Origin of the sequence: Psychrobacter sp. LV10R520-6, assembly GCF_900182925.1 — a bacterium.
In the GTDB taxonomy this organism is placed as follows: Bacteria; Pseudomonadota; Gammaproteobacteria; order Pseudomonadales; family Moraxellaceae; genus Psychrobacter.
On sequence record NZ_LT900024.1, the window covers coordinates 2,977,937 to 2,996,852 of the forward strand.

An 18,916-nucleotide genomic window follows, 5' to 3' on the forward strand; every position below is an offset into this window, starting at 1 on the left:
CTTTTGTTTTCTTATTACAAGTACCCTGTACAGTCGGCTCATTTTAATGGGTCAATCCAAAATAAAAACAGCCCACAACTTTTATAGTGATTTTTTACAGCATAATTAACGCTGTTATCCGCGAGCAGTCATGATGGCTGGTTTATCTTTAATCAATCACACCTGAGGTCCTCTTAAACCGTAGTTAATTATTAATAAAGTTGTGTGTGGTCATTGATATTGTGCTGCCCGAATGAGAAGCGCTGCTGAAGATCCGCTAACAAGGCGTCGACCTTATCATTATTCCCTAAGCCTTGATAAGCACGCAATAACAACACACCCGAGCGCAAGCTGGGAAACACATCGTAAGGCGTTTGCAAATAGTTAATAACTTGAGCGTAATTGTCATTGGCTAAAGCATTACTAGCAAGCACATTTAACGCTTGCAGATGCAAGTCATTGTCGTAACGCGGGTCGTCGTAGCGAATCTGAATGATAGCGGTTGCCAGCGCTAAACCTTGCTCAGAGCTGCCATCATTCGAGAGCAGCAGTTGCGCGTAGCTGAGCTGATAGGATAAGTTGCTGGGCGCTAACGCTTGTAAATGATTGAGTAAGGTACGCTTGATTACATAGTCATTACGATCGTCAAGCAGTTGGGCGCGGGCAAAAAGTAAAGCTTCATCGTCAGGATATTTACGGCTGGCGCGAGTTAATAATTGTAGCGCCTCATCGGTCTCCTCTTGCTGCCATAAGATATCAGCTTCTAAAACATAAGTTTCAGGGGCAAATACTTCAAATTGTTGGCGCAGTTTTTGTAGGGTGGCGATTGCGGCATCGACGTTATTATTAAGTAGCTCAAAGGCAACAACTTTTTTACGCGCCGCCAGCACTAAGTCCTCTTGCATGACGCCGTTTAAGTAGTATTTGGCCTGCTCAAAGCGCTGCTGACGCTCAGCACTGATGCCAAGATAATAATAGGCTTGGTCAAGGTAAGCTGAATTTTTTGCTAACATATTAAGCAGTTGATCAGCGCTATGATATTCTTCAACATCCAGGCTGACCAGCGCTGCTAATAAAGTAATCTCAGCATCATCAGTAAAGCGATTATGTGCATCAAGTAACAGCTGCCACGCTTTTTGACTTTGCTTCAAATCAAGCAGGTAGCGTATCTCGTACAGGTATAGGCTTTTGCTGTCAGGATTACGCAGCCTTGATTGGTTGACATAATTAATCACCGTTGCGTCTGGTTCTATTTTGCGTAAAATGTCAGATTTTAGGGTGATAAACGGTACATAATCAGGCTGGCGCGCTAAAGCACGATTAATATGAATAAGCGCCAACTGTGGTTCATTAAACTGGTAGAGCAACCCTGCTTTTAATACTGACAATGAGGCATTTTGCTCACTATCAAGGGGTTGTAAAGCGGCAAGCAGTTCGCGTTTGTCATTGTCAGTATTGGGATAGATGCCGATAAGAATTTCGCTCAAATCTGCACGGGGATCGTAGCGTAAAATACGGTTTAAGGTCTCACTAGCTAACGTATAGTCGTGCGCTCTTAGGGCTAAATGGGCCACATAAAACCAAGCGGGTACGTGATCGGGGTTTTGGTCTTGCCAGGTTTTGGCAAACTGGAGCGAAGAGCCAATATTCTCGCTACGCAAAGATAAGCTGAGCCCTCGCTCAAAAACCGCTGTGGCGTCTTCTTTAAAGGACTGCTGTTTATAAATGGCTAGGGCGCGGCGGGTATTACCGCGATCCGCTGCAAACTCGGCATCCAAAATACTATATAGACTGGGCTCGGTAAGCTCTGGCTGCAACACGGTTGCCGATGGTAAGCTATTAACGTTAGCCACCCTGTCTACTATCTGCGTTCTATCACTACTATTGTTAGTACTACTACTGCTATTATTATTCCTACTATCTTGCTCACTATCGGCAGTAGCTATTGAACGCTTCACTACGGAAGTATTAGATATGATGTCATTCGATGGTAAACTAAGGAGGCTTGCTTCGGCAGGGGTAGTTAAGCACAGGCAAGCGGCCAACAGTAAGGTTAGCTTATGGCGCTGACACAATCGATCAATGACGACACGCAATAAAGCTTGAAGGCTAGATTGGTCGTTATGCGCAAGTTGTGATTGAAACGATAACCCAAAAAAAATCATAACTAGCAGTATTCACTCATTAATTACTAATAACGTCACTTTATTTCAGGTCGCTCTATGTAAAGCCACTTTATTCATTATTTACTTACCAATATGCTTTATCTACAAAGCCAATTTAATGTATTGATTTTATGAGTTTATGGTAGACACATACTGAGAGTATTATAGAGGCGAACGAGTGCTATAAACAATAGTACTCATGTTACTCCAGTATTTATAATACTGGCCGTACGCAAGAGATTTTTATAGATAGTAAACTTATGACAGTGTATTAAGACCTGAAATGGGTAGGTAAGTTGACAGCTAAAAGTCATTAAGACCGTTGATTTATCGTTAAGTTACTCAAATACAAGTAAATAGTGGTGAGGTAGCAGGGCGAGTATTAAACAAAACGGGTAACAATGGTACAATGAGCAGTTTTATACTTATCGTAACTGATTTTAACCTGTTTTTGAACTTAGTTTTTATCCTATTCAAATCAATAACGCCGCCTGATTATGCAACTACTTGCGTCTGACCGTAGTATGTTTTAGCCTGCGGTTCAAAACAAATTTTATCCGCTTTTAACCCTAGCTTTTAGATAACACTAGTCTTTAGATGATACTGGCTTTTAGAATCTGCTTTTAAAAATAGAGCGGTGGTTTAGCAAGTAAATGAGCGTTATGTTTATGGTCTATCAATAATGAGATTAGTGGTCATTGGGCTCAATCACAAAACTGCACCAGTCGCTTTACGTGAGCGCTTGGCGCTTGTGGGTGACGAGGTAACTGTTGCGCTTGACCAGCTCAAAGGCTTTACTGATGGTAGCGTGATTGTCTCGACTTGTAACCGTACTGAGATATATGCGCTGGTGCCGCAAGCTAATGCTACTAGTGCTACCAACAATATCACTCCTACACGCTCACCTACAGCATCTTCTACATCACCCCCTAATAGTAGCGCCAGCTTCGGAGTCACCTCAGAAGCCATGAGCGCTCATATTATTCAGATTAAAACCTGGCTTGCTAACTTTAAGCAGTTTTCTGTGGCTGATATTGAGCCATATCTATATGTGCATCGTGATACCCACGCGCTCACCCACTGGTTGCGAGTCGCGGCGGGTCTGGACTCGATGATATTAGGCGAGCCGCAAATACTCGGCCAAATTAAGCAAGCCGTCCATCTCGCGCAAAGCGAGCAAGCACTAAGCAATCAGCTAGGCTGGATTATTGATCAAGTGTTTGCTGCCTCTAAACGTGTGCGTAATGAGACCAATGTGGGGGCGCATGCGGTATCGCTTGGGTTTGCAGCCGCTAAGCTAGTCACCCAGATTTTTGATAATATGCCCAGTCGTACCCTATTAGTGGTGGCCGCTGGTGAGATGAACCGTTTAGTCGCTACTCATATCGCAGGACTTGGGGTTGGACGGGTCATCATTTGTAACCGTAGCCCTGAGCGTGCCGAAGCTTTAGCTGCTGAATTACGCCAACCTAACCGTAGCGTGGAGGTTAGATCGCTACAAGAGCTATCGCAAGTGCTGGCGGATGCAGATATCGTCAGTAGCTGTAGCGGTAGTATGGATTTGTTAATTGATAAAACGATGACCACGCAAGCGCTGAAGCGCCGCCGTTATCAGCCGATGTTGATGATAGATTTGGCCGTACCGCGTGATATTGACTCGACCATCAGCCGGATAGATGATGTCTATCTCTATTCTGTTGATGACTTGCAGCACGTCATCGCTGGTAATCTTGAACAGCGCCGGCAAGCTGCCGTTGATGCTGAGCTGCTCGTTAGCCAATTGGTCGTTGAGATGGAGCGGCGCTTTCAAGTGCGGCAAGTGGGCAAAGATATTCAGCAGTATCGGGTGCGCACTAATGAGCAAGTAGATAAGCTACTCCATGAATCACTCGTCAAGCTTGAGCACGGTGATGTCAGCGCTGAGGACGTGATTACTGAGCTATCACGGCGCCTGACTCAGACCTTGACCCATGCCCCATCGAAGCTTATGCGTAAGGCGGCGCGCGAAGGCGATAGTGAGCTGCTAGACTTTGTGGTTTCAGGGTTACACGACGCTTATCGTCATCGCTGATATAGTCGATTCAAAATAAAAGAGAGTCATTTGTAGCAACGTGCCACTGGTATAAATTTTTCTTGCGTGCGGTTCGCAAGCGTGACAGAGGCTGCAAAAGATTCATACTAGTGGCACTGTGCCGTTTCTAAATTAGACTAACTACAGTTAGTAGATTATTTTTTGCTAATAACTGGTTAATAAATCACCAATAGCTTTACTGATAAAAAGAAACTTACGGTAGATATATTGTTGAGCTAACAAACCGTTGTCAACCACCATTATCAGTGCTAGTATCAAGCTGTCATGATTGCATTGAGTCATGGAACTGTCATGGTCATCGCTATCGGCGTTGGCAGACAGATTTTAATCTAATAAGATTACCAGTGACTATTATCATCTGTCTGCCGCTGTGCAGCAACTATAATGGCCCTAATGTCATAAGCAGTCTTGCATAAGGCATTACTTACCAACGGCAATAGCGCTAGGATAAAGTGCTATATTGTCAAGCCCACGTTGTACTCTCTAGTAAGACCCTTAATGGTACCTATAATCAGTAGCATCTATAATTAATCGTACCTATAATTAGTCGTATATATAACTCGCAGTACCTATCGCCATATTCAGTATTTTTATGTCACTCAATATGGCTATACTCAAGCTTTATCTGTGCTCAACTTTTAGTCACATCTAAATAATTTAACAACAAACAAGGAATGTCCTATGTCTGCATTACGTCAAGATATCGATCCAGAAGGCTTATTAGAATATTCAGTGGTTTATACTGACCGCGCCCTTAATCATATGTCAAAAGCTTTTCAGCAAGTGATGAATGATTTATCTGCGGATCTAAAGTCAGTTTATAACGCTGATGCCGTGGCCATTGTTCCAGGTGCTGGTACTTATGGCATGGAAGCGGTTGCCGCTCAACTTGCTCGTGACCAAGACAGCCTCATCATCCGTAATGGTTGGTTTAGTTATCGTTGGACGCAAATTTTAGAAAAGAACAATATCGGTAAAACAACCACCGTATTGGCCGCTGACCGTACTGAAGATACCGATGCCCCAAAACCATTTGCGCCTGTTGACATCGAAACCGCTGTTGCCAAAATCAAAGAACACAAACCTGGTATCGTTTTTGCTCCGCACGTTGAAACATCTGCTGGTATAATTTTACCAAAGGAATATATCAAAGCCTTAGCTGATGCGACTCATAGCGTCGGTGGTCTATTGGTTATCGACTGTATCGCTTCAGGTTGTGTCTGGCTTGATATGAAAGATCTTGGCATTGACGTACTTATTAGTGCGCCGCAAAAAGGCTGGAGCAGCACCCCTTGTGCCGGTCTAGTTATGCTTAGCGAAGCAGCTGTGAAAAAAGTAGACAGCACTGAATCAAATAGCTTTAGCCTAGATTTAAAACAATGGTTAAACATCATGCGTGCTTATGAGAATGGCGGTCATGCTTACCATGCGACTATGCCTACTGATAGCTTACGTCAGTTCCGCGATACTATTAATGAAGCCAAAGAAATCGGCTTTGATAAGCTATGTGACGCACAGTGGGAACTGGGCAAGCGTATTCGCAAGGTACTTGCAGACAAAGGTATTGAGAGCGTTGCTGCTGAAGGCTTTAAAGCGCCAGGCGTAGTGGTTTCTTATACCAATCGTGATGATATGCATAAAGGCAGCGCGTTCGCTGAGCTTGGTATGCAAATTGCAGCTGGTGTTCCGCTTAAATGTGGCGAACCTGAAAGCTTTAAAACTTTCCGCTTAGGTCTATTTGGTTTTGACAAATTGACTAACGTTGATGGCGCTGTTGAGCGTTTTGAATCAGTCCTTGAGAAAGTATTGGCTAAATAGTTTGTATAATTAGGGTCTGTTAAACAGATTAAATAAAAATACTGAGCCCAGCGTTCAGTATTTTTTTACCTTTTTGTTATACTTTATTATATAATGTATTTTTATAAATAGAATTTTAAATTTAGTATTGATAATTAACAGTCGACAAAAATTAAGTTAGGTAAATAGTTATGAGTATACAAGTAGACTGGCAAGCATTCACTCCAATATCCTTGATAGGTGGTTTGATGTTGGGTGTGGCGACTGTGATTTTGCTATTAGGTATTGGACGTATCGCGGGTATCAGTGGCATTAGTGCCAGCTTGCTGAAGCCTAAGCGAGTGGAGCTGTGGCAAATATTATTTGTATTGGGGTTGGTTGTATCGCCCCTGTTTTATCAGCTGGTATCACCGCTACCTATCATGCAAATGACTAGCTCTTTACCTTTATTGATTGGTGCAGGTTTGCTAGTAGGTTTTGGTACCCGGTTGGGTTCGGGATGCACTAGTGGTCATGGTATTTGTGGTAACGCGCGTCTGTCGCCACGGTCGATGGTAGCGACGGTCACTTTTATGTTATTTGGCATTATCACCGTTTATGTTGGTCGGCAGGTGCTAGGGCTGATTTAGTAGCTGTGTAGACTAACGCTAGAGTGTTTTACAAGATAAAATTTTATAAGACAATATAAGAGACGACAATGCTAAAAAATATAATTGGGCTAGTAGCAGGGTTATTATTCGGGTTTGGTTTGCTGATATCAGGCATGACTGATCCTGTAAAAGTACAGGGCTTCTTGGACGTGTTTGGCGCGTGGGATATCTCATTAGCACTGGTGATGGGCGGTGGCTTAGCGGTGGCAATCGTTGGTGTGCAACTGGCAAAACGCCAGCATAATAGCTGGATTGGTACGCTGATTGAGATGCCCACCCGCACCACTATTAATAAAAAATTATTAATCGGTGCGATGCTATTTGGTATTGGTTGGGGCTTGGTCGGTATTTGCCCAGGACCGGGGATTGTATTGCTCGGAACAGGACAGTGGCAGGCTTACGTATTCATGCCAGCGATGATAATCGGTATGCTGATATATCAATGGTTTGAGCCCAAACTGACGTAAGATGTTTAATGTAGTTTGTTTGCTTGATTTATTAACTTAACGCTGAAGTTATGACTTTTACCGTCTCTGCTGCCATGTGATAACAACTTTCGATATTACCTTGTCCGCACCAGTCGCCACTGACAATCCATTGATGATTGTTATCAACTAAGATACCAAGCTCTTTATTGGTTTTAGTACTGTTAACCGTCGCAGCATAACGCCAGCGGTGACAGTCACTTTGGCTAGGTGCCGTATCTTTGTCCCAGTCCAGTGCTTGCTGCGCAGCTTGCATTAATTGCGCTTTTATTGTTTCGATATCATCATCGACATGTGCCTGCGACCAGTCGTTACGGGCATGAATAGTGACGCTAGGTAGGAGATTGTTATGCATAGGCTTATGATGCTCTATGAATATTCTATCGAGTATAGAGTCAGTCATATAGGCCACATCCCATACTGGTGTTGCATTGCGATTTAGCGTCTTAGGTAGCTGTTCTACGTCATTCCAACCTAGCATCAGCGTATAGCACGCTTGCATTTGTGGTTCAGTAATTTTTGCTTGCTTATTAAAGCCACTATCCGCCATTAATTCTACCGCCTGACCATTTGGCGCGGTACAAATAACCCAGTCGAACCAGCCCAAGCTGTTACCGTTCTCGTCAAACAATTCAGTTTTTTTATCGGGAGAGTCGTTCTGTGAGTTATTGCTTTGCCGTTCTAGAGGGGCAACCCGAGTTTTAAACTCTAATGTTGTCAACTGTAGATCGTCAGCCAATGCTCTTCCCCAACTGGTCATTTTAGGGGTGCTGATATAGCGGGCGTGGATAGTATCCCATTGCTCTTTCTTAGTTACTATAGACGACTGATGGTTATCGTTGGCTGGCACTAAATCAACCACTTGGGCACACCAAGGTTGTAGCATACCTGTAGCTAACCACGGCTTGATAAACTGTGAAAATTCAGTCGATTTTGCGGTAAAAAACTGCGCCCCGAATGCCCATTGCCAGTTTTTGGCGGTGCTCTCATCCGTACGATAGCGGGTTGCCAAACGACCAACGCTACGTGATTTTTCAAAAACAGTTATCTGTGGCAAGCTTGCACGAGCAGCAGGTTTATCGCCTTGCTGATTAAACGCCCGCTCTAATAACGTGGCGGTCAACAACCCAGTAAGCCCGCCACCAATGATGGCTATTGTTGGGACGGTGTGGTCAGTATCAGAGGTGTGGGTTTTGGTGTTATTAGCATCATTTAGAGAATGGTCAGTCATAATGACAATAGGCCTTATAGGATATTTGGTAATAAGTAAAAAGGAAGTTCAAATCGTTTAAAGCGTATCGCTTTATCCTATTTTGAGGATAGCCATATTAAAAAGCCATGCTATGCTATCTTGAATAGCATGACTTATTCTAGGCTCTTAACAGCCATTATTTATTAAACATTAATGACACGCCTTACGTTCAGCTTTGACCACTTCAACCAGCTTATTGATCACCGAGCTATCAGCAAGGGTGGATAAATCCCCCAGCCCTACATATTGCCCAGCGGCTAGGCTACGCAAGATACGGCGCATGATTTTGCCAGAGCGGGTTTTGGGAAGGACATCTACGAGATAGATGGCATCTAAGTTGGCAATCGGTCCAATCGCGGTGCGCACGTGGCGATTTAGCTCGGTTTTTAGACGTTCACTGGCGGCCTCGCCAGATTTGAGAATAACAAAGGCACAAACGCCTGTACCTCGAATGTCGTGTGGCATGCCAACCACAGCCGCTTCCGCAGTAGAAGGGTGGGCGACGATTGCGCTTTCAATTTCGGCTGTGCCCAGTCTATGTCCTGAGACGTTGAGCACATCATCAACGCGGCCAGTAATCCAGTAGTGACCATCTTCATCGCGCTGCACGCCATCACCAGTAAAGTAATGACCTAAATAAGTGCTAAAGTAAGTCTCTAAAAAGCGTTCATGATCGTTATAGATAGTGCGCATCTGTCCAGGCCAGCTGTTACTGATGACCAAATTACCCTCAGCGGGACCGTCAAGCACGGTGCTATCGGTATCCATGATATTTGGTATGATGCCGTATAACGGGTTCATTGCGGCACCTGGCTTGAGTGCCACCGTACCCGGAATCGGCGCGAGCAAAATACCACCGGTTTCTGTCTGCCACCAAGTATCGACAATTGGACAGCGACTGCCACCAACGACATGGTAGTACCAATCCCATGCTTCAGGATTGATAGGCTCGCCGACCGTACCGAGCAAACGTAGACTTGAGCGTTCAGACTCCCGAACAAAAGCGTCGCCTTCTTTCATCATTGCTCGAATGGCGGTAGGGGCGGTATATAAGATACTAATATTATGCTTATCGATGATATGGCCGACCCGTGCCCATGTCGGATATTCTGGCACACCCTCGAACATGACTGTCGTGGTCCCATTGGCAAGGGGCGCATAGGTGGCATAGGTATGACCTGTTACCCAGCCCACATCAGCGGTACACCAGTAGATGTCATCATCTTTGATGTCGAAGACATCACGGAACGTTGATAGCGCATAAGTAATATAACCACCAGTGGTGTGCAGCACGCCTTTGGGCTTACCAGTTGATCCGGATGTGTACAATAAAAACAGTGGGTCTTCGGCATTCATCACTTCTGGTTCGCACTGCTTTTTTTCGCCACTGACCAAAGTATGATACCAAACATCGCGGCGACCACTCATTGGAATGGAATTACCAGTACGATGCACCACAATCACTTTTTCAACGCTTTCTGTACCATCGATATCTAAGGCGCGGTCGACATTTACTTTTAATGGTGTGATCTTATTACCACGCAAACCTTCATCAGCGGTAATGACCAGCTTAGACTGACTGTCAATGATACGGTTACCGAGACTTTCAGCTGAAAAACCGCCAAACACCACTGAATGCACCGCACCGATACGCGTACATGCCAGCATGGCTACCATGGATTCCGGTATCATCGGCATATATAGAGTTACGCGGTCGCCTTTTTTGACCCCAAGTTTACGCATGGCATTACCTAAACGGCAAACCTCAGCATGCAATTCTTTAAATGAGATGATTTTATGCAAGGAGGGGTGATCCCCTTCCCAAATAATGGCAGGCTTGTAAGGGTTGGTTTTTAGGTGACGATCGAGACAGTTGACCGAAATATTCAGCTCACCATCTTCGAACCACTTGATGCGGAAGTCCTCTAAATCATAGCTGACGTTGCTGATCTTGGTGGGCTTTTTTATCCAGTCGATTTGTTCAGCCCGCTCAGCCCAAAAAGCATCAAGCGCATCAGATGAATCAGTAGAATGCTTATAGGTCTGCACATACTGTTCAGGGGTAATGTTGGCGGTGGCGACAAATTCAGCCGTAATAGGAAACGATTTCTGAGTCATGATAACTTCCTTTTTAATTATTATTACCTGTATAGGCTTGGGTTGATAATAGCGGTAACTTATCAACGACAATCGATACAGGCGATGCGGCGTCATCTTCCATAATGTGCGACACCTTAGTTCTAGTTTGACAAATAAGGGGGGCTGTTGCAAGACATCAACGGCTAATTGCAACAATATCACTGTACGTATGTACACCTAGCATCTACTGTTACTTATTATTAAGTATTTACTTTTAATTGAAGGTTTATTTTTAGAGCAGTTGATATTTAGCCCTTGTAACGTTGACTTAAATATGGACAATAGCCACTCTAAAAACATCTTTTTAAACTTATCGCTTTATGAACTTAACCGCAATGGACAATTACCGCTATGAACAATAGTCATAATGGAAAAAACCTCAGCTATTATGATGTCATTATCATTGGTGCGGGTGCGTCAGGACTATACTGCGCGCTCACTGCTGGCCGCCGTGGCCGTCGCGTACTGGTGCTCGATCATGCCAACAAAGCGGGCAAAAAAATCTTAATGTCAGGCGGCGGTCGTTGTAACTTTACTAATTATTTCGTGGAGCCTGAGCACTTTATCGGGGCCAATCAACATTTCTGTAAATCAGCGCTGAGCCGTTATCCCAGCTGGGAATTTATTGGGCTGGTTGAGCAACATAAGATTGCCTATCACGAACGCGAACATGGACAGCTATTCTGCGACGATTCCGCACAAGATATCTTGTCAATGCTGCTGGACGAATGCGCGGCGACCGGTGTGCAAGTACGTCTCAATACTCAGGTTGAACAGGTTTGGGTCCCTGAGAATGGTGACCGTAATGCAAACAATGATAGCGCGCGCTTTCAGCTGTTAACGAGTAAGAAACTCAGTAAGAAGGATAAAAAAGACTCGGCAGACGAGATGAAGCCAGCTCAAACGACCTATAGCTGTGAATCGCTGGTGGTCGCCACTGGTGGGCTTTCTATTCCAACGATGGGCGCCAGTGGTCTAGGATATGAGTTGGCACAGCAGTTTGGACATCACTTAAATCCTATAGATGCTAGCCTCGTACCGTTTACTTTTACCGATAAAACAGGTGAGTTGATTCGCGCGTTGGCGGGTATCAGCTTACCAGTCATTGCTAGTAACGCTCGTATCTCGTTCCGACTGTCAATGCTATTTACTCATCGAGGACTGTCTGGTCCTGCGATGCTGCAGCTGTCTAACTATTGGCAAACGGGCGAATATATTAGCATTAACTTACTCCCCGATATCGATATAACTGAGTTGCTACTTGCTCATAAAAAGTCGCATCCGAAGCAGCTCATCCGTACAGTACTGACTGATTATACTAATAATAGCTTACCTAAAAAGCTACTGACCGCACTACAAACTACGCTGTGGGACGATATCAAAAACACTGAGCTTGCTAATATTAAAGATGAACGTCTAGCAGAGCTTGGGGCGACCATTAATGGTTGGCAACTCAAACCCTCTGGCACCGAAGGCTATCGTACCGCTGAGGTTACTCGCGGTGGTGTGAGGACTGATGAAGTCTCGTCCAAAACCATGCAAAGCAACTATCAAGAGGGACTATATTTCATTGGTGAAGTGCTGGATGTGACGGGTTGGCTTGGCGGCTACAACTTCCAATGGGCATGGGCAAGTGGTTTTGTTTGCGGTGAGGTTATTTGATTGCAAGTTTATATGTCATCTCTATTTTATTTAGGATTCATTATATATAGCAAGCAGGCAAGCGATTTAAATAATGTTTAATCTTGTGGTTTAGCCGCTTTTTATTTATAGTTAGCATTCTAGCTATTGTGAATTTTTAATAACCATTAATGGCTGAAATATTTAGCATAACTTAACAGTTATTTATTGTCATATTTTTAAAATCGAGCTTATTTTAGGAGGTGATAAATGCGTGCAATCAAACATCTTCATGGCGATAAAGCGCCTCATTGGGTAGGGGATGGCTTTTATGTGAAAACCTTAATTAATCATCTTGAGGCCAATCCTGACTTTAATTATACCCATACGGACCCTTTTTTATTGTTTGACTATGGTGAGCCGACGACATTTGCGCCCAACCCTAATTATGAGTCGCAGCCACATGGTGTCGGGCAGCATCCACACAAAGGCTTTGAAACCGTAACCTTGGCCTATTCAGGTGAAATCAGTCATGCCGACTCAGCAGGCGGACACGGCGTTATCTTGGAAGGTGATGTGCAATGGATGACCGCAGGACGCGGTATCATGCACGAGGAGTTTCACTCAACAGCATTTGGACAGCGCGGCGGTGTCTTTAGCATGGTACAGATGTGGATCAATCTACCCCGCGCACACAAACTAGCCGATCCTAAGTATCAAACAATCAAACGTGCTGATATGCCTACCGTCGAGTTAACCGCCCATAACAACATCGGCGAGCAAGTGTCCATTGGTAAAGCCGTTATTATCGCTGGTGACTGGCAAGGAACGTCAGGCGCTGCCAGTACGTTTACCTCAGTCAATTTATGGGATATCGAATTACGCTTAGCAGGGTCGACGACCCTACAGATTCCGAATACTCATAACGTGATGCTACTGGTGCAAGAAGGTGAACTACTTATTAATGATAGGTTGGTCACTGCAGGACAACTTATCCAGTTTGAGGCGCCTATTGGGGGTAATGAGCAAAACTCACCAGCGCAAAATGATGTTACTGATACTATCAAACTTACTTATCCTGCAACGTCTAATGCTCAGCCAACCTCAACATCGGTCAAGTTATTACTACTAAGTGGTGAACCTATTGGAGAACCGGTTGTGGGTTACGGACCATTCGTGATGACCACGCAAGAAGAATTAAAGCAGACCTTCCGTGACTATCAAAATGGTAATTTTGGTTAAAGGTGCTTTTGGTTAAACGATAAAACCGTACCCAATAGGCAATAAAAAAAGTCGCCTTACTATAAACAGTAAGGCGACTTTTTATTTAGCAGTGGTAACTGCTATGTTTTTCAAACAATAGGCTGATTAGGCTTCGTTCATGAAAGGGTAATCAGTATAGCCTACTGTCGTACCACCATAGAAGCTTTCTGGATGCTGCTCATTAAGTGGGGCATCTTCGCGAATACGCTCAGCCAAATCAGGATTGGCAATATAGTCACGACCAAAAGCCACAGCATCAATAAAGCCTGCACGGATATTCTTTTCAGCTTTTTCGGCCGTGTAACCACCAGCAGCGATAATCAAGTTATCAAAGGCGTTACGGATATTCTGACGGAAGCCATCATTGTATGGCGTGCCACCGGCCCAATCAGGCTCAGACAGATGCAGATACATGATACCGCGTTTATTAATTTGCTCAATCATCCAGATATTTTCATCTTCGTGATAACCAGCTTCAACATTATTGAACGTGCCTAGTGGCGAAATTCGAATACCCACATGATCACTATCCCAGGCATCAACGCAAGCATCGATAACATCAAGCGTTAAACGGGCACGGTTCTCACGACTGCCGCCGTACATATCTTCACGCTTGTTGGTATGCTCTGCCCAAAACTGATGTAATAAATAACCATGAGCGCCATGAACTTCTACGCCATCAAAGCCAGCTTCTTGTGCGCATTTGGTCGCATGAACGAAGTCTGCAATCACTTGCTTAATCTCATCAAGCGTGGCTGGACGCGGCGGCGTAGCATCCACGCGAATGGCTAGGTTGTCACTGTCACGCAACGAGGTACGGACGCCAACGTCGACATCGGAGGCAGAGATGGGCGCTTGTCCATCAGGCTGTACGCTTTTGTGTGCGACCAGACCAGTGTGCCACAACTGTACAACGATTTTACCGCCTTTGGCATGCACATTGTCCACAATCGTTTTCCAAGCAGTGGTTTGATCTTGAGTATGGATACCCGGTGCGCCCGCATAGCCTTTCGCTTGAAATGAGACTTGCGTCGCCTCAGTAATAATTAAGCCTGCGCCAGTACGTTGCGAGTAATACTCTCCTGCCAATGCTGTCGGTACATCGCTTGGCTCAACCGCGCGCAAGCGGGTTAATGGTGCCATGATAATGCGGTTTTTTAAGTTCTGTGTGCCCATTTCGACGGATTCAAATAAGTTATCGTGTGCCATAATCTGCCCTGTTCATTACTATTATAAAAAGATTAGTTGGTAATAAATCTTGCCTAAAAAATTATAAAAACACAAAAAAACATGTTTTTATCGATTTCCTTTATAGGGGGCAGGGCGGGTTATTCAAGCGAAATTTACAAACAGAAACACCGATATAGCATGACATCGATATTGATAAAACTCATCATTCACGTGCTCTTATCAGTGTATTAAGAAAGTAAATTTAATAAAAACGATGAAGGATGGATAATGCTAATAATTGAAAAACAACAGCAAGAATTGGCTAAGCGATAAAGTGATTCAAATGACCTAGCAGATTACTTAGCAGCGCTTGCCAAGACACAATCCGTGTACGTAAATATTTCCAATTTTCTTAAGGTTTGGTATAGCTTGTTAGAAAGCAGTCGTTATATTCATAATGGCTAATTCATACTAAATAAAATAGATAGGAGTTATAAAAATCGTAAGGCTGGCAATGACGGTATGAAAATAAGTGGAAGGACTTAATGTTAGATATTATCGGTATCGCAAGTGAGGTGATATGGATAACAAAATATAGGCAATAAAAAGCTGGAAATTTTGCCCAGCTTTTTATTGCCTTAAAGTTTTCTGGGTTAAAACCTATCGCATATTACCAATCGCAATAACCAAAAGCTCCAAACCAAACTGCTCACTAGATAGCAATTGAGTTTTAATCGCGCATCGGTAAGAATGACTGCATCTAATTTATAAAAGCTAACTTATAAAAGCCAATCTATAAAACTCATTCTAAAGAGGAACAAATAAATGAAACTACGTATCTTGAAATCTGCAGTAACCAACCCTTGGTTTAATCTGGCGACAGAAGATTGGATATTCCAAGCGCTTGACCCTGATTCGCATACGCTATTCTTATGGCGTAATGATGAAACTGTGGTGGTTGGGCGCTCGCAAAATCCTTGGGTAGAATGTAAAACCGATAAAATGGAAGAAGACAATGTCTTTCTGGCTCGTCGTCAAAGTGGTGGTGGGGCCGTTTTTCATGATTTAGGCAATACCAACTTTACCTTTTTATCGCCCAAAAACGAGTACGATCAGGCAACTAACTTTACTATCATCGTAAATGCTCTGAAAAAACTGGGTATAGATGCCGAGCTGTCTGGCCGTAACGACATGCAAGTGGGCGATCGAAAAATATCAGGCAGCGCCTTCAAACATGCTGTTGATAGAAGCTTTCATCATGGTACTTTACTGGTAAACGCCGACATGAAAAAGCTTGGCGATTACCTCAATCCGCATCCGCTAAAATTGCAAGCAAAAGGTATCAAGTCCGTGCGCTCGCGTGTCGCTAACTTAGTTGAATTCAATGAAGATATTAATCACGAGATGCTGTCTGAAGCGATTATCGAGGCATTTTGTGAATATTATGGACAAAGAGTTGAAGTAGAAGCGTTAGATGAAGCCAGTCTCGCAAAGCAGCCTAATCTGAATAAATACTATCAGCAAATGTCAGACTGGGATTGGCGCTTCGGTAAAACTCCGGAGTTCTCGCATCGTATCGAAACTCGGTTTGATTGGGGAATGATCGATTTACATATGGATGTGAAGCAAGCGGTAATTGAAGAGGTGGTCATATTTTCTGATGCACTAAATGTTGAGTTGATTGACACTTTAAAAGACACGCTGACCGGAATTAAATACAACAAGAATGACGTTAGAGCCACGCTTGATGAATTAAAGAAAGCGCAACCTGATTTAGCAGCGCAAGTTGACGATTTTTGCGGGTGGTTGATTGGTGAGATGGAAGGTTAGATTTTGGGCTTTGTGTGTTATAAGAATGAAACATAATCCACAGTATCTGCAATTACTAAATTTTCCAAGAATTATAAATTATAAGGAGTTGTTATGAAATACTTACATGCAATGATTAGAACGAACAAACTAGAGGACACCTTAAACTTCTATTGTGAGCTTATGGGATTGAAACTTCTTAGGAAGAAGGACTCTGAATCAGGTAGATTTAGCTTATACTTTTTAGCGACCCATGAAGGTGCTCCAGAGATTGAGGTTACTCATAACTGGGACGAAGAAGAATATGCCAACGGAAACAACTTTGGGCACTTTGCCTTTAAAGTCGACAACATCTATGAGCAATGCGAAACATTTATGGAAGCTGGTGTCGATATATTAAGACCGCCTAGAGACGGGTATATGGCTTTCGTTAAAGACCCTAACAATATCTCAATCGAACTGCTTCAAGATGGTGAGCGATTAGAGCCCATTGAACCTTGGATTTCGATGGAAAATATTGGTACATGGTAAATAAAAAAGGTTAGATTAGCCTTATTAGACTCTCGCAGATAATGAAGACTAAATATAATCTACCGTTATATATCAAAGATAAGCTTGATGGTTTGGAGCAAGCGCAGCCTAACTGAGCGTATCAAGTTGATAATTTTTGCGTGTGGATGATTGAAGAGATGGAGAGCTAGCGGTTTTTATTTTTTCTCCGGAATAAAGTTTAGCGTAGGATGGAGTAAGTATAAAGTAAACCACCCTACACTAACTTGTAGTTTCTAAAATTAGTGGAGAATTAAACGCAATAAAATTTTAAATAACTACACTCTGCTTTATTTAACAAGTTCGTAAATAGCAGTTCCACACTCCAATAAGAACTGTACAGTGTCATCACAATCACTCTTAAATATAGGAATTTTCTCTAGAGTCTGTGGGTCTATGTCCGCTTCATGCACAATAGAGTTCCTTCTACTCACTATAAGTTTAAGCTTTGTTTTGGTATCTCTTTCACTACTAGAAAAACTTTGTGAAATAATTTTCCATTTTTGACTTTCGAGACAAATATAGCTTAATCCATCAGATATCTTTGAAGGGTCTTGATACGAAATATACTTAAGCTTTTCAGATATAGCTTTCTCGAAAATATTAGCTTTAGTCATTACACCTGTATCGAACAGGTCATCACTTGCACTCAGTAGGTCGTGATAAAGCTCCATCTTCAAAGGCTCAGATGAGTACTTTGGGGTAGAAGGACGTGAACCATTAAATATCTGTATAATTCCAATTTTGACTAAGTCATGGATTAGTTTATCAAGCGCACTTAAGGAGTAGACAAGTTGAGACCTAAGAATATCATCAAAGCATATAGGCACATTAATATTACTTTCTAAATACTCATAAACAGCTGATAGATTCTTAACTTCATCCAAATTCTTTTCGAAGTTCTTATAAGACCTATACATGATCCAATAACCTTGTAAGATTTGTCTCAAGTCCTTCAAAAATAGTAAGTAAATGATCTCGTTTAGTAAGCATGGTCTCTAGTACTTTTCCACTATATTCTATTTCTTCATCTAATAAAGCAAAAACTGGTACCTGAGCTTTATTAGACTTGGGTAACAAGCCTTGAAAATCGGGAATTTCAGCTAAACAATATCCTTCGCTAATAAGATTTTCACTATAAAACCCATCTAATGTCATACCAGCATTAGATATAGAATCATAAAACTCATTAGATATTTTTTGCTTAATCTCTGAAATGTTATCTCTATAAGGACGTGCTGCAAGACCGTTCCGAACATTAAACCTCTGAATTAAGCTACCTAGAAACTTGGGGTGAGATTCTGGCATAGGATAAGCTGAATCTTTAAACATATCCATAGAGGCTTGCTTCCACTGTACCCACTTTGGTAACACTCTAGTTAAGGTATCAATTGCCATGAGAGAAAATGGATCAGGGTTAGTAGGTACAATAAAAGAATCTGAGGATAAGAAAAGATTCTGATTAATTGCACTCAAACTTGGGTTTAAATCTATTATGGTAATGTCTATAGAGTATTTTTCTTCGGTCAAGCGTAATAGTTCGGAAAAAGCGCCTGGTAGATTTTGTAAAGTAGCAATGGCATTATTAGAAGTTTGTGCAAATGTAAGAGCTGCGTCATACTCTGATAAATTAGCATGCCCAGCAAGCAAAAATAAGTTATCAGCTCTTTCAGGTGAGTAACAAGTTACAGCTTCTATAGGATGCGGTCTTCCTAAAAAAGCTGCACTTACGCCATCTTTAATGTTCTGAAGCTTAGTTTCATCCTTAATATAATACTTTTCGAATCCTTCACCTAATATTAGGCTTGTTAAATTACATTGTGGGTCAGCATCAACCACTAAAACATTAAGATTTTTACTTAGCAACCATCCTATGTTATACACAGAAGTGGTTTTACTAACACCTCCTTTATGATTAAATACAGCAATTCTTTTAGACATTATTT

At 42.7% G+C, this 18,916-nt stretch carries 14 protein-coding genes; 8 read left to right on the plus strand and 6 right to left on the minus strand.

Annotated elements, in window-relative coordinates; all coding sequences use genetic code 11:
* Positions 1 to 191 precede the first annotated feature (191 nt).
* The gene (locus tag U1P77_RS12520; RefSeq protein ID WP_321155293.1) at positions 192 to 2,144 is read right to left on the minus strand and encodes a tetratricopeptide repeat protein; all 1,953 of its coding nucleotides are present in this window, start codon (positions 2,142 to 2,144) and stop codon (positions 192 to 194) included.
* 682 nt (positions 2,145 to 2,826) lie between these two features.
* Between U1P77_RS12520 and hemA the strand changes: the two genes are divergently transcribed.
* The 4 genes from hemA (at position 2,827) to U1P77_RS12540 (ending at position 7,150) form a co-directional block, all read left to right on the plus strand.
* Positions 2,827 to 4,215 (plus strand): glutamyl-tRNA reductase, encoded by a 1,389-nt coding sequence (gene hemA, locus U1P77_RS12525; RefSeq protein ID WP_321155294.1) that lies wholly within the window; start codon positions 2,827 to 2,829, stop codon positions 4,213 to 4,215.
* A gap of 702 nt (positions 4,216 to 4,917) precedes the next feature.
* Positions 4,918 to 6,054 carry an aminotransferase class V-fold PLP-dependent enzyme gene (locus U1P77_RS12530; RefSeq protein WP_321155295.1) on the plus strand — a complete coding sequence of 379 codons (1,137 nt, stop codon included), beginning with the start codon at positions 4,918 to 4,920 and terminating at the stop codon, positions 6,052 to 6,054.
* A 170-nt stretch (positions 6,055 to 6,224) separates the two neighbouring features.
* The gene (locus U1P77_RS12535) at positions 6,225 to 6,662 is read left to right on the plus strand and encodes a YeeE/YedE family protein (RefSeq protein ID WP_321155296.1); all 438 of its coding nucleotides are present in this window, start codon (positions 6,225 to 6,227) and stop codon (positions 6,660 to 6,662) included.
* Between the two features lie 68 nt (positions 6,663 to 6,730).
* Positions 6,731 to 7,150, plus strand: coding sequence for a DUF6691 family protein (locus tag U1P77_RS12540; protein WP_321155297.1), 420 nt, complete (start codon positions 6,731 to 6,733; stop codon positions 7,148 to 7,150).
* Positions 7,151 to 7,181: 31 nt separating this feature from the next.
* Here U1P77_RS12540 and U1P77_RS12545 read toward each other — a convergent pair whose 3' ends face one another.
* On the minus strand, positions 7,182 to 8,399 hold the full coding sequence (locus U1P77_RS12545) for an NAD(P)/FAD-dependent oxidoreductase (protein WP_321155298.1): 1,218 nt from the start codon (positions 8,397 to 8,399) through the stop codon (positions 7,182 to 7,184).
* Positions 8,400 to 8,570: 171 nt separating this feature from the next.
* Positions 8,571 to 10,538, minus strand: a complete 1,968-nt coding sequence (gene acs, locus U1P77_RS12550) for an acetate--CoA ligase (protein WP_321155299.1) — start codon at positions 10,536 to 10,538, stop codon at positions 8,571 to 8,573.
* A gap of 372 nt (positions 10,539 to 10,910) precedes the next feature.
* Between acs and U1P77_RS12555 the strand changes: the two genes are divergently transcribed.
* Together U1P77_RS12555 and U1P77_RS12560 are read left to right on the plus strand one after the other, a co-directional pair.
* Positions 10,911 to 12,221, plus strand: coding sequence for a BaiN/RdsA family NAD(P)/FAD-dependent oxidoreductase (locus U1P77_RS12555; RefSeq protein WP_321155300.1), 1,311 nt, complete (start codon positions 10,911 to 10,913; stop codon positions 12,219 to 12,221).
* A gap of 228 nt (positions 12,222 to 12,449) precedes the next feature.
* Complete coding sequence (locus tag U1P77_RS12560) at positions 12,450 to 13,421, plus strand: pirin family protein (RefSeq protein ID WP_321155301.1); 972 nt, start codon at positions 12,450 to 12,452, stop codon at positions 13,419 to 13,421.
* 126 nt (positions 13,422 to 13,547) lie between these two features.
* Here the strand turns inward: U1P77_RS12560 and U1P77_RS12565 are convergent, their stop codons facing one another.
* A complete protein-coding gene (locus U1P77_RS12565; RefSeq protein WP_321155302.1) occupies positions 13,548 to 14,651 on the minus strand; it encodes an alkene reductase in 1,104 nt (367 codons plus the stop codon).
* Positions 14,652 to 15,437: 786 nt separating this feature from the next.
* On the opposite strand from U1P77_RS12565, the gene U1P77_RS12570 reads away from it, so the two are divergent.
* Together U1P77_RS12570 and U1P77_RS12575 are read left to right on the plus strand one after the other, a co-directional pair.
* The gene (locus U1P77_RS12570; RefSeq protein WP_321155303.1) at positions 15,438 to 16,442 is read left to right on the plus strand and encodes a lipoate--protein ligase; all 1,005 of its coding nucleotides are present in this window, start codon (positions 15,438 to 15,440) and stop codon (positions 16,440 to 16,442) included.
* 93 nt (positions 16,443 to 16,535) lie between these two features.
* Positions 16,536 to 16,952 (plus strand): VOC family protein, encoded by a 417-nt coding sequence (locus U1P77_RS12575; protein WP_321155304.1) that lies wholly within the window; start codon positions 16,536 to 16,538, stop codon positions 16,950 to 16,952.
* A gap of 308 nt (positions 16,953 to 17,260) precedes the next feature.
* On the opposite strand, the gene U1P77_RS12580 is transcribed toward U1P77_RS12575, so the two are convergent.
* On the minus strand, positions 17,261 to 17,890 hold the full coding sequence (locus U1P77_RS12580) for a HEPN domain-containing protein (protein WP_321155305.1): 630 nt from the start codon (positions 17,888 to 17,890) through the stop codon (positions 17,261 to 17,263).
* Complete coding sequence (locus U1P77_RS12585; protein ID WP_321155306.1) at positions 17,883 to 18,911, minus strand: ParA family protein; 1,029 nt, start codon at positions 18,909 to 18,911, stop codon at positions 17,883 to 17,885. Before U1P77_RS12585 ends, U1P77_RS12580 begins: the two co-directional genes overlap by 8 nt.
* Positions 18,912 to 18,916 lie beyond the last annotated feature (5 nt).

Bases quoted from the DNA above. Each gene is read 5' to 3' on its own strand.
- U1P77_RS12520 (WP_321155293.1), bottom strand. From the start codon at position 2,144: ATGATTTTTTTTGGGTTATCGTTTCAATCACAACTTGCGCATAACGAC.
- hemA (WP_321155294.1), top strand. From the start codon at position 2,827: ATGAGATTAGTGGTCATTGGGCTCAATCACAAAACTGCACCAGTCGCT.
- U1P77_RS12530 (WP_321155295.1), top strand. From the start codon at position 4,918: ATGTCTGCATTACGTCAAGATATCGATCCAGAAGGCTTATTAGAATAT.
- U1P77_RS12535 (WP_321155296.1), top strand. From the start codon at position 6,225: ATGAGTATACAAGTAGACTGGCAAGCATTCACTCCAATATCCTTGATA.
- U1P77_RS12540 (WP_321155297.1), top strand. From the start codon at position 6,731: ATGCTAAAAAATATAATTGGGCTAGTAGCAGGGTTATTATTCGGGTTT.
- U1P77_RS12545 (WP_321155298.1), bottom strand. From the start codon at position 8,399: ATGACTGACCATTCTCTAAATGATGCTAATAACACCAAAACCCACACC.
- acs (WP_321155299.1), bottom strand. From the start codon at position 10,538: ATGACTCAGAAATCGTTTCCTATTACGGCTGAATTTGTCGCCACCGCC.
- U1P77_RS12555 (WP_321155300.1), top strand. From the start codon at position 10,911: ATGAACAATAGTCATAATGGAAAAAACCTCAGCTATTATGATGTCATT.
- U1P77_RS12560 (WP_321155301.1), top strand. From the start codon at position 12,450: ATGCGTGCAATCAAACATCTTCATGGCGATAAAGCGCCTCATTGGGTA.
- U1P77_RS12565 (WP_321155302.1), bottom strand. From the start codon at position 14,651: ATGGCACACGATAACTTATTTGAATCCGTCGAAATGGGCACACAGAAC.
- U1P77_RS12570 (WP_321155303.1), top strand. From the start codon at position 15,438: ATGAAACTACGTATCTTGAAATCTGCAGTAACCAACCCTTGGTTTAAT.
- U1P77_RS12575 (WP_321155304.1), top strand. From the start codon at position 16,536: ATGAAATACTTACATGCAATGATTAGAACGAACAAACTAGAGGACACC.
- U1P77_RS12580 (WP_321155305.1), bottom strand. From the start codon at position 17,890: ATGTATAGGTCTTATAAGAACTTCGAAAAGAATTTGGATGAAGTTAAG.
- U1P77_RS12585 (WP_321155306.1), bottom strand. From the start codon at position 18,911: ATGTCTAAAAGAATTGCTGTATTTAATCATAAAGGAGGTGTTAGTAAA.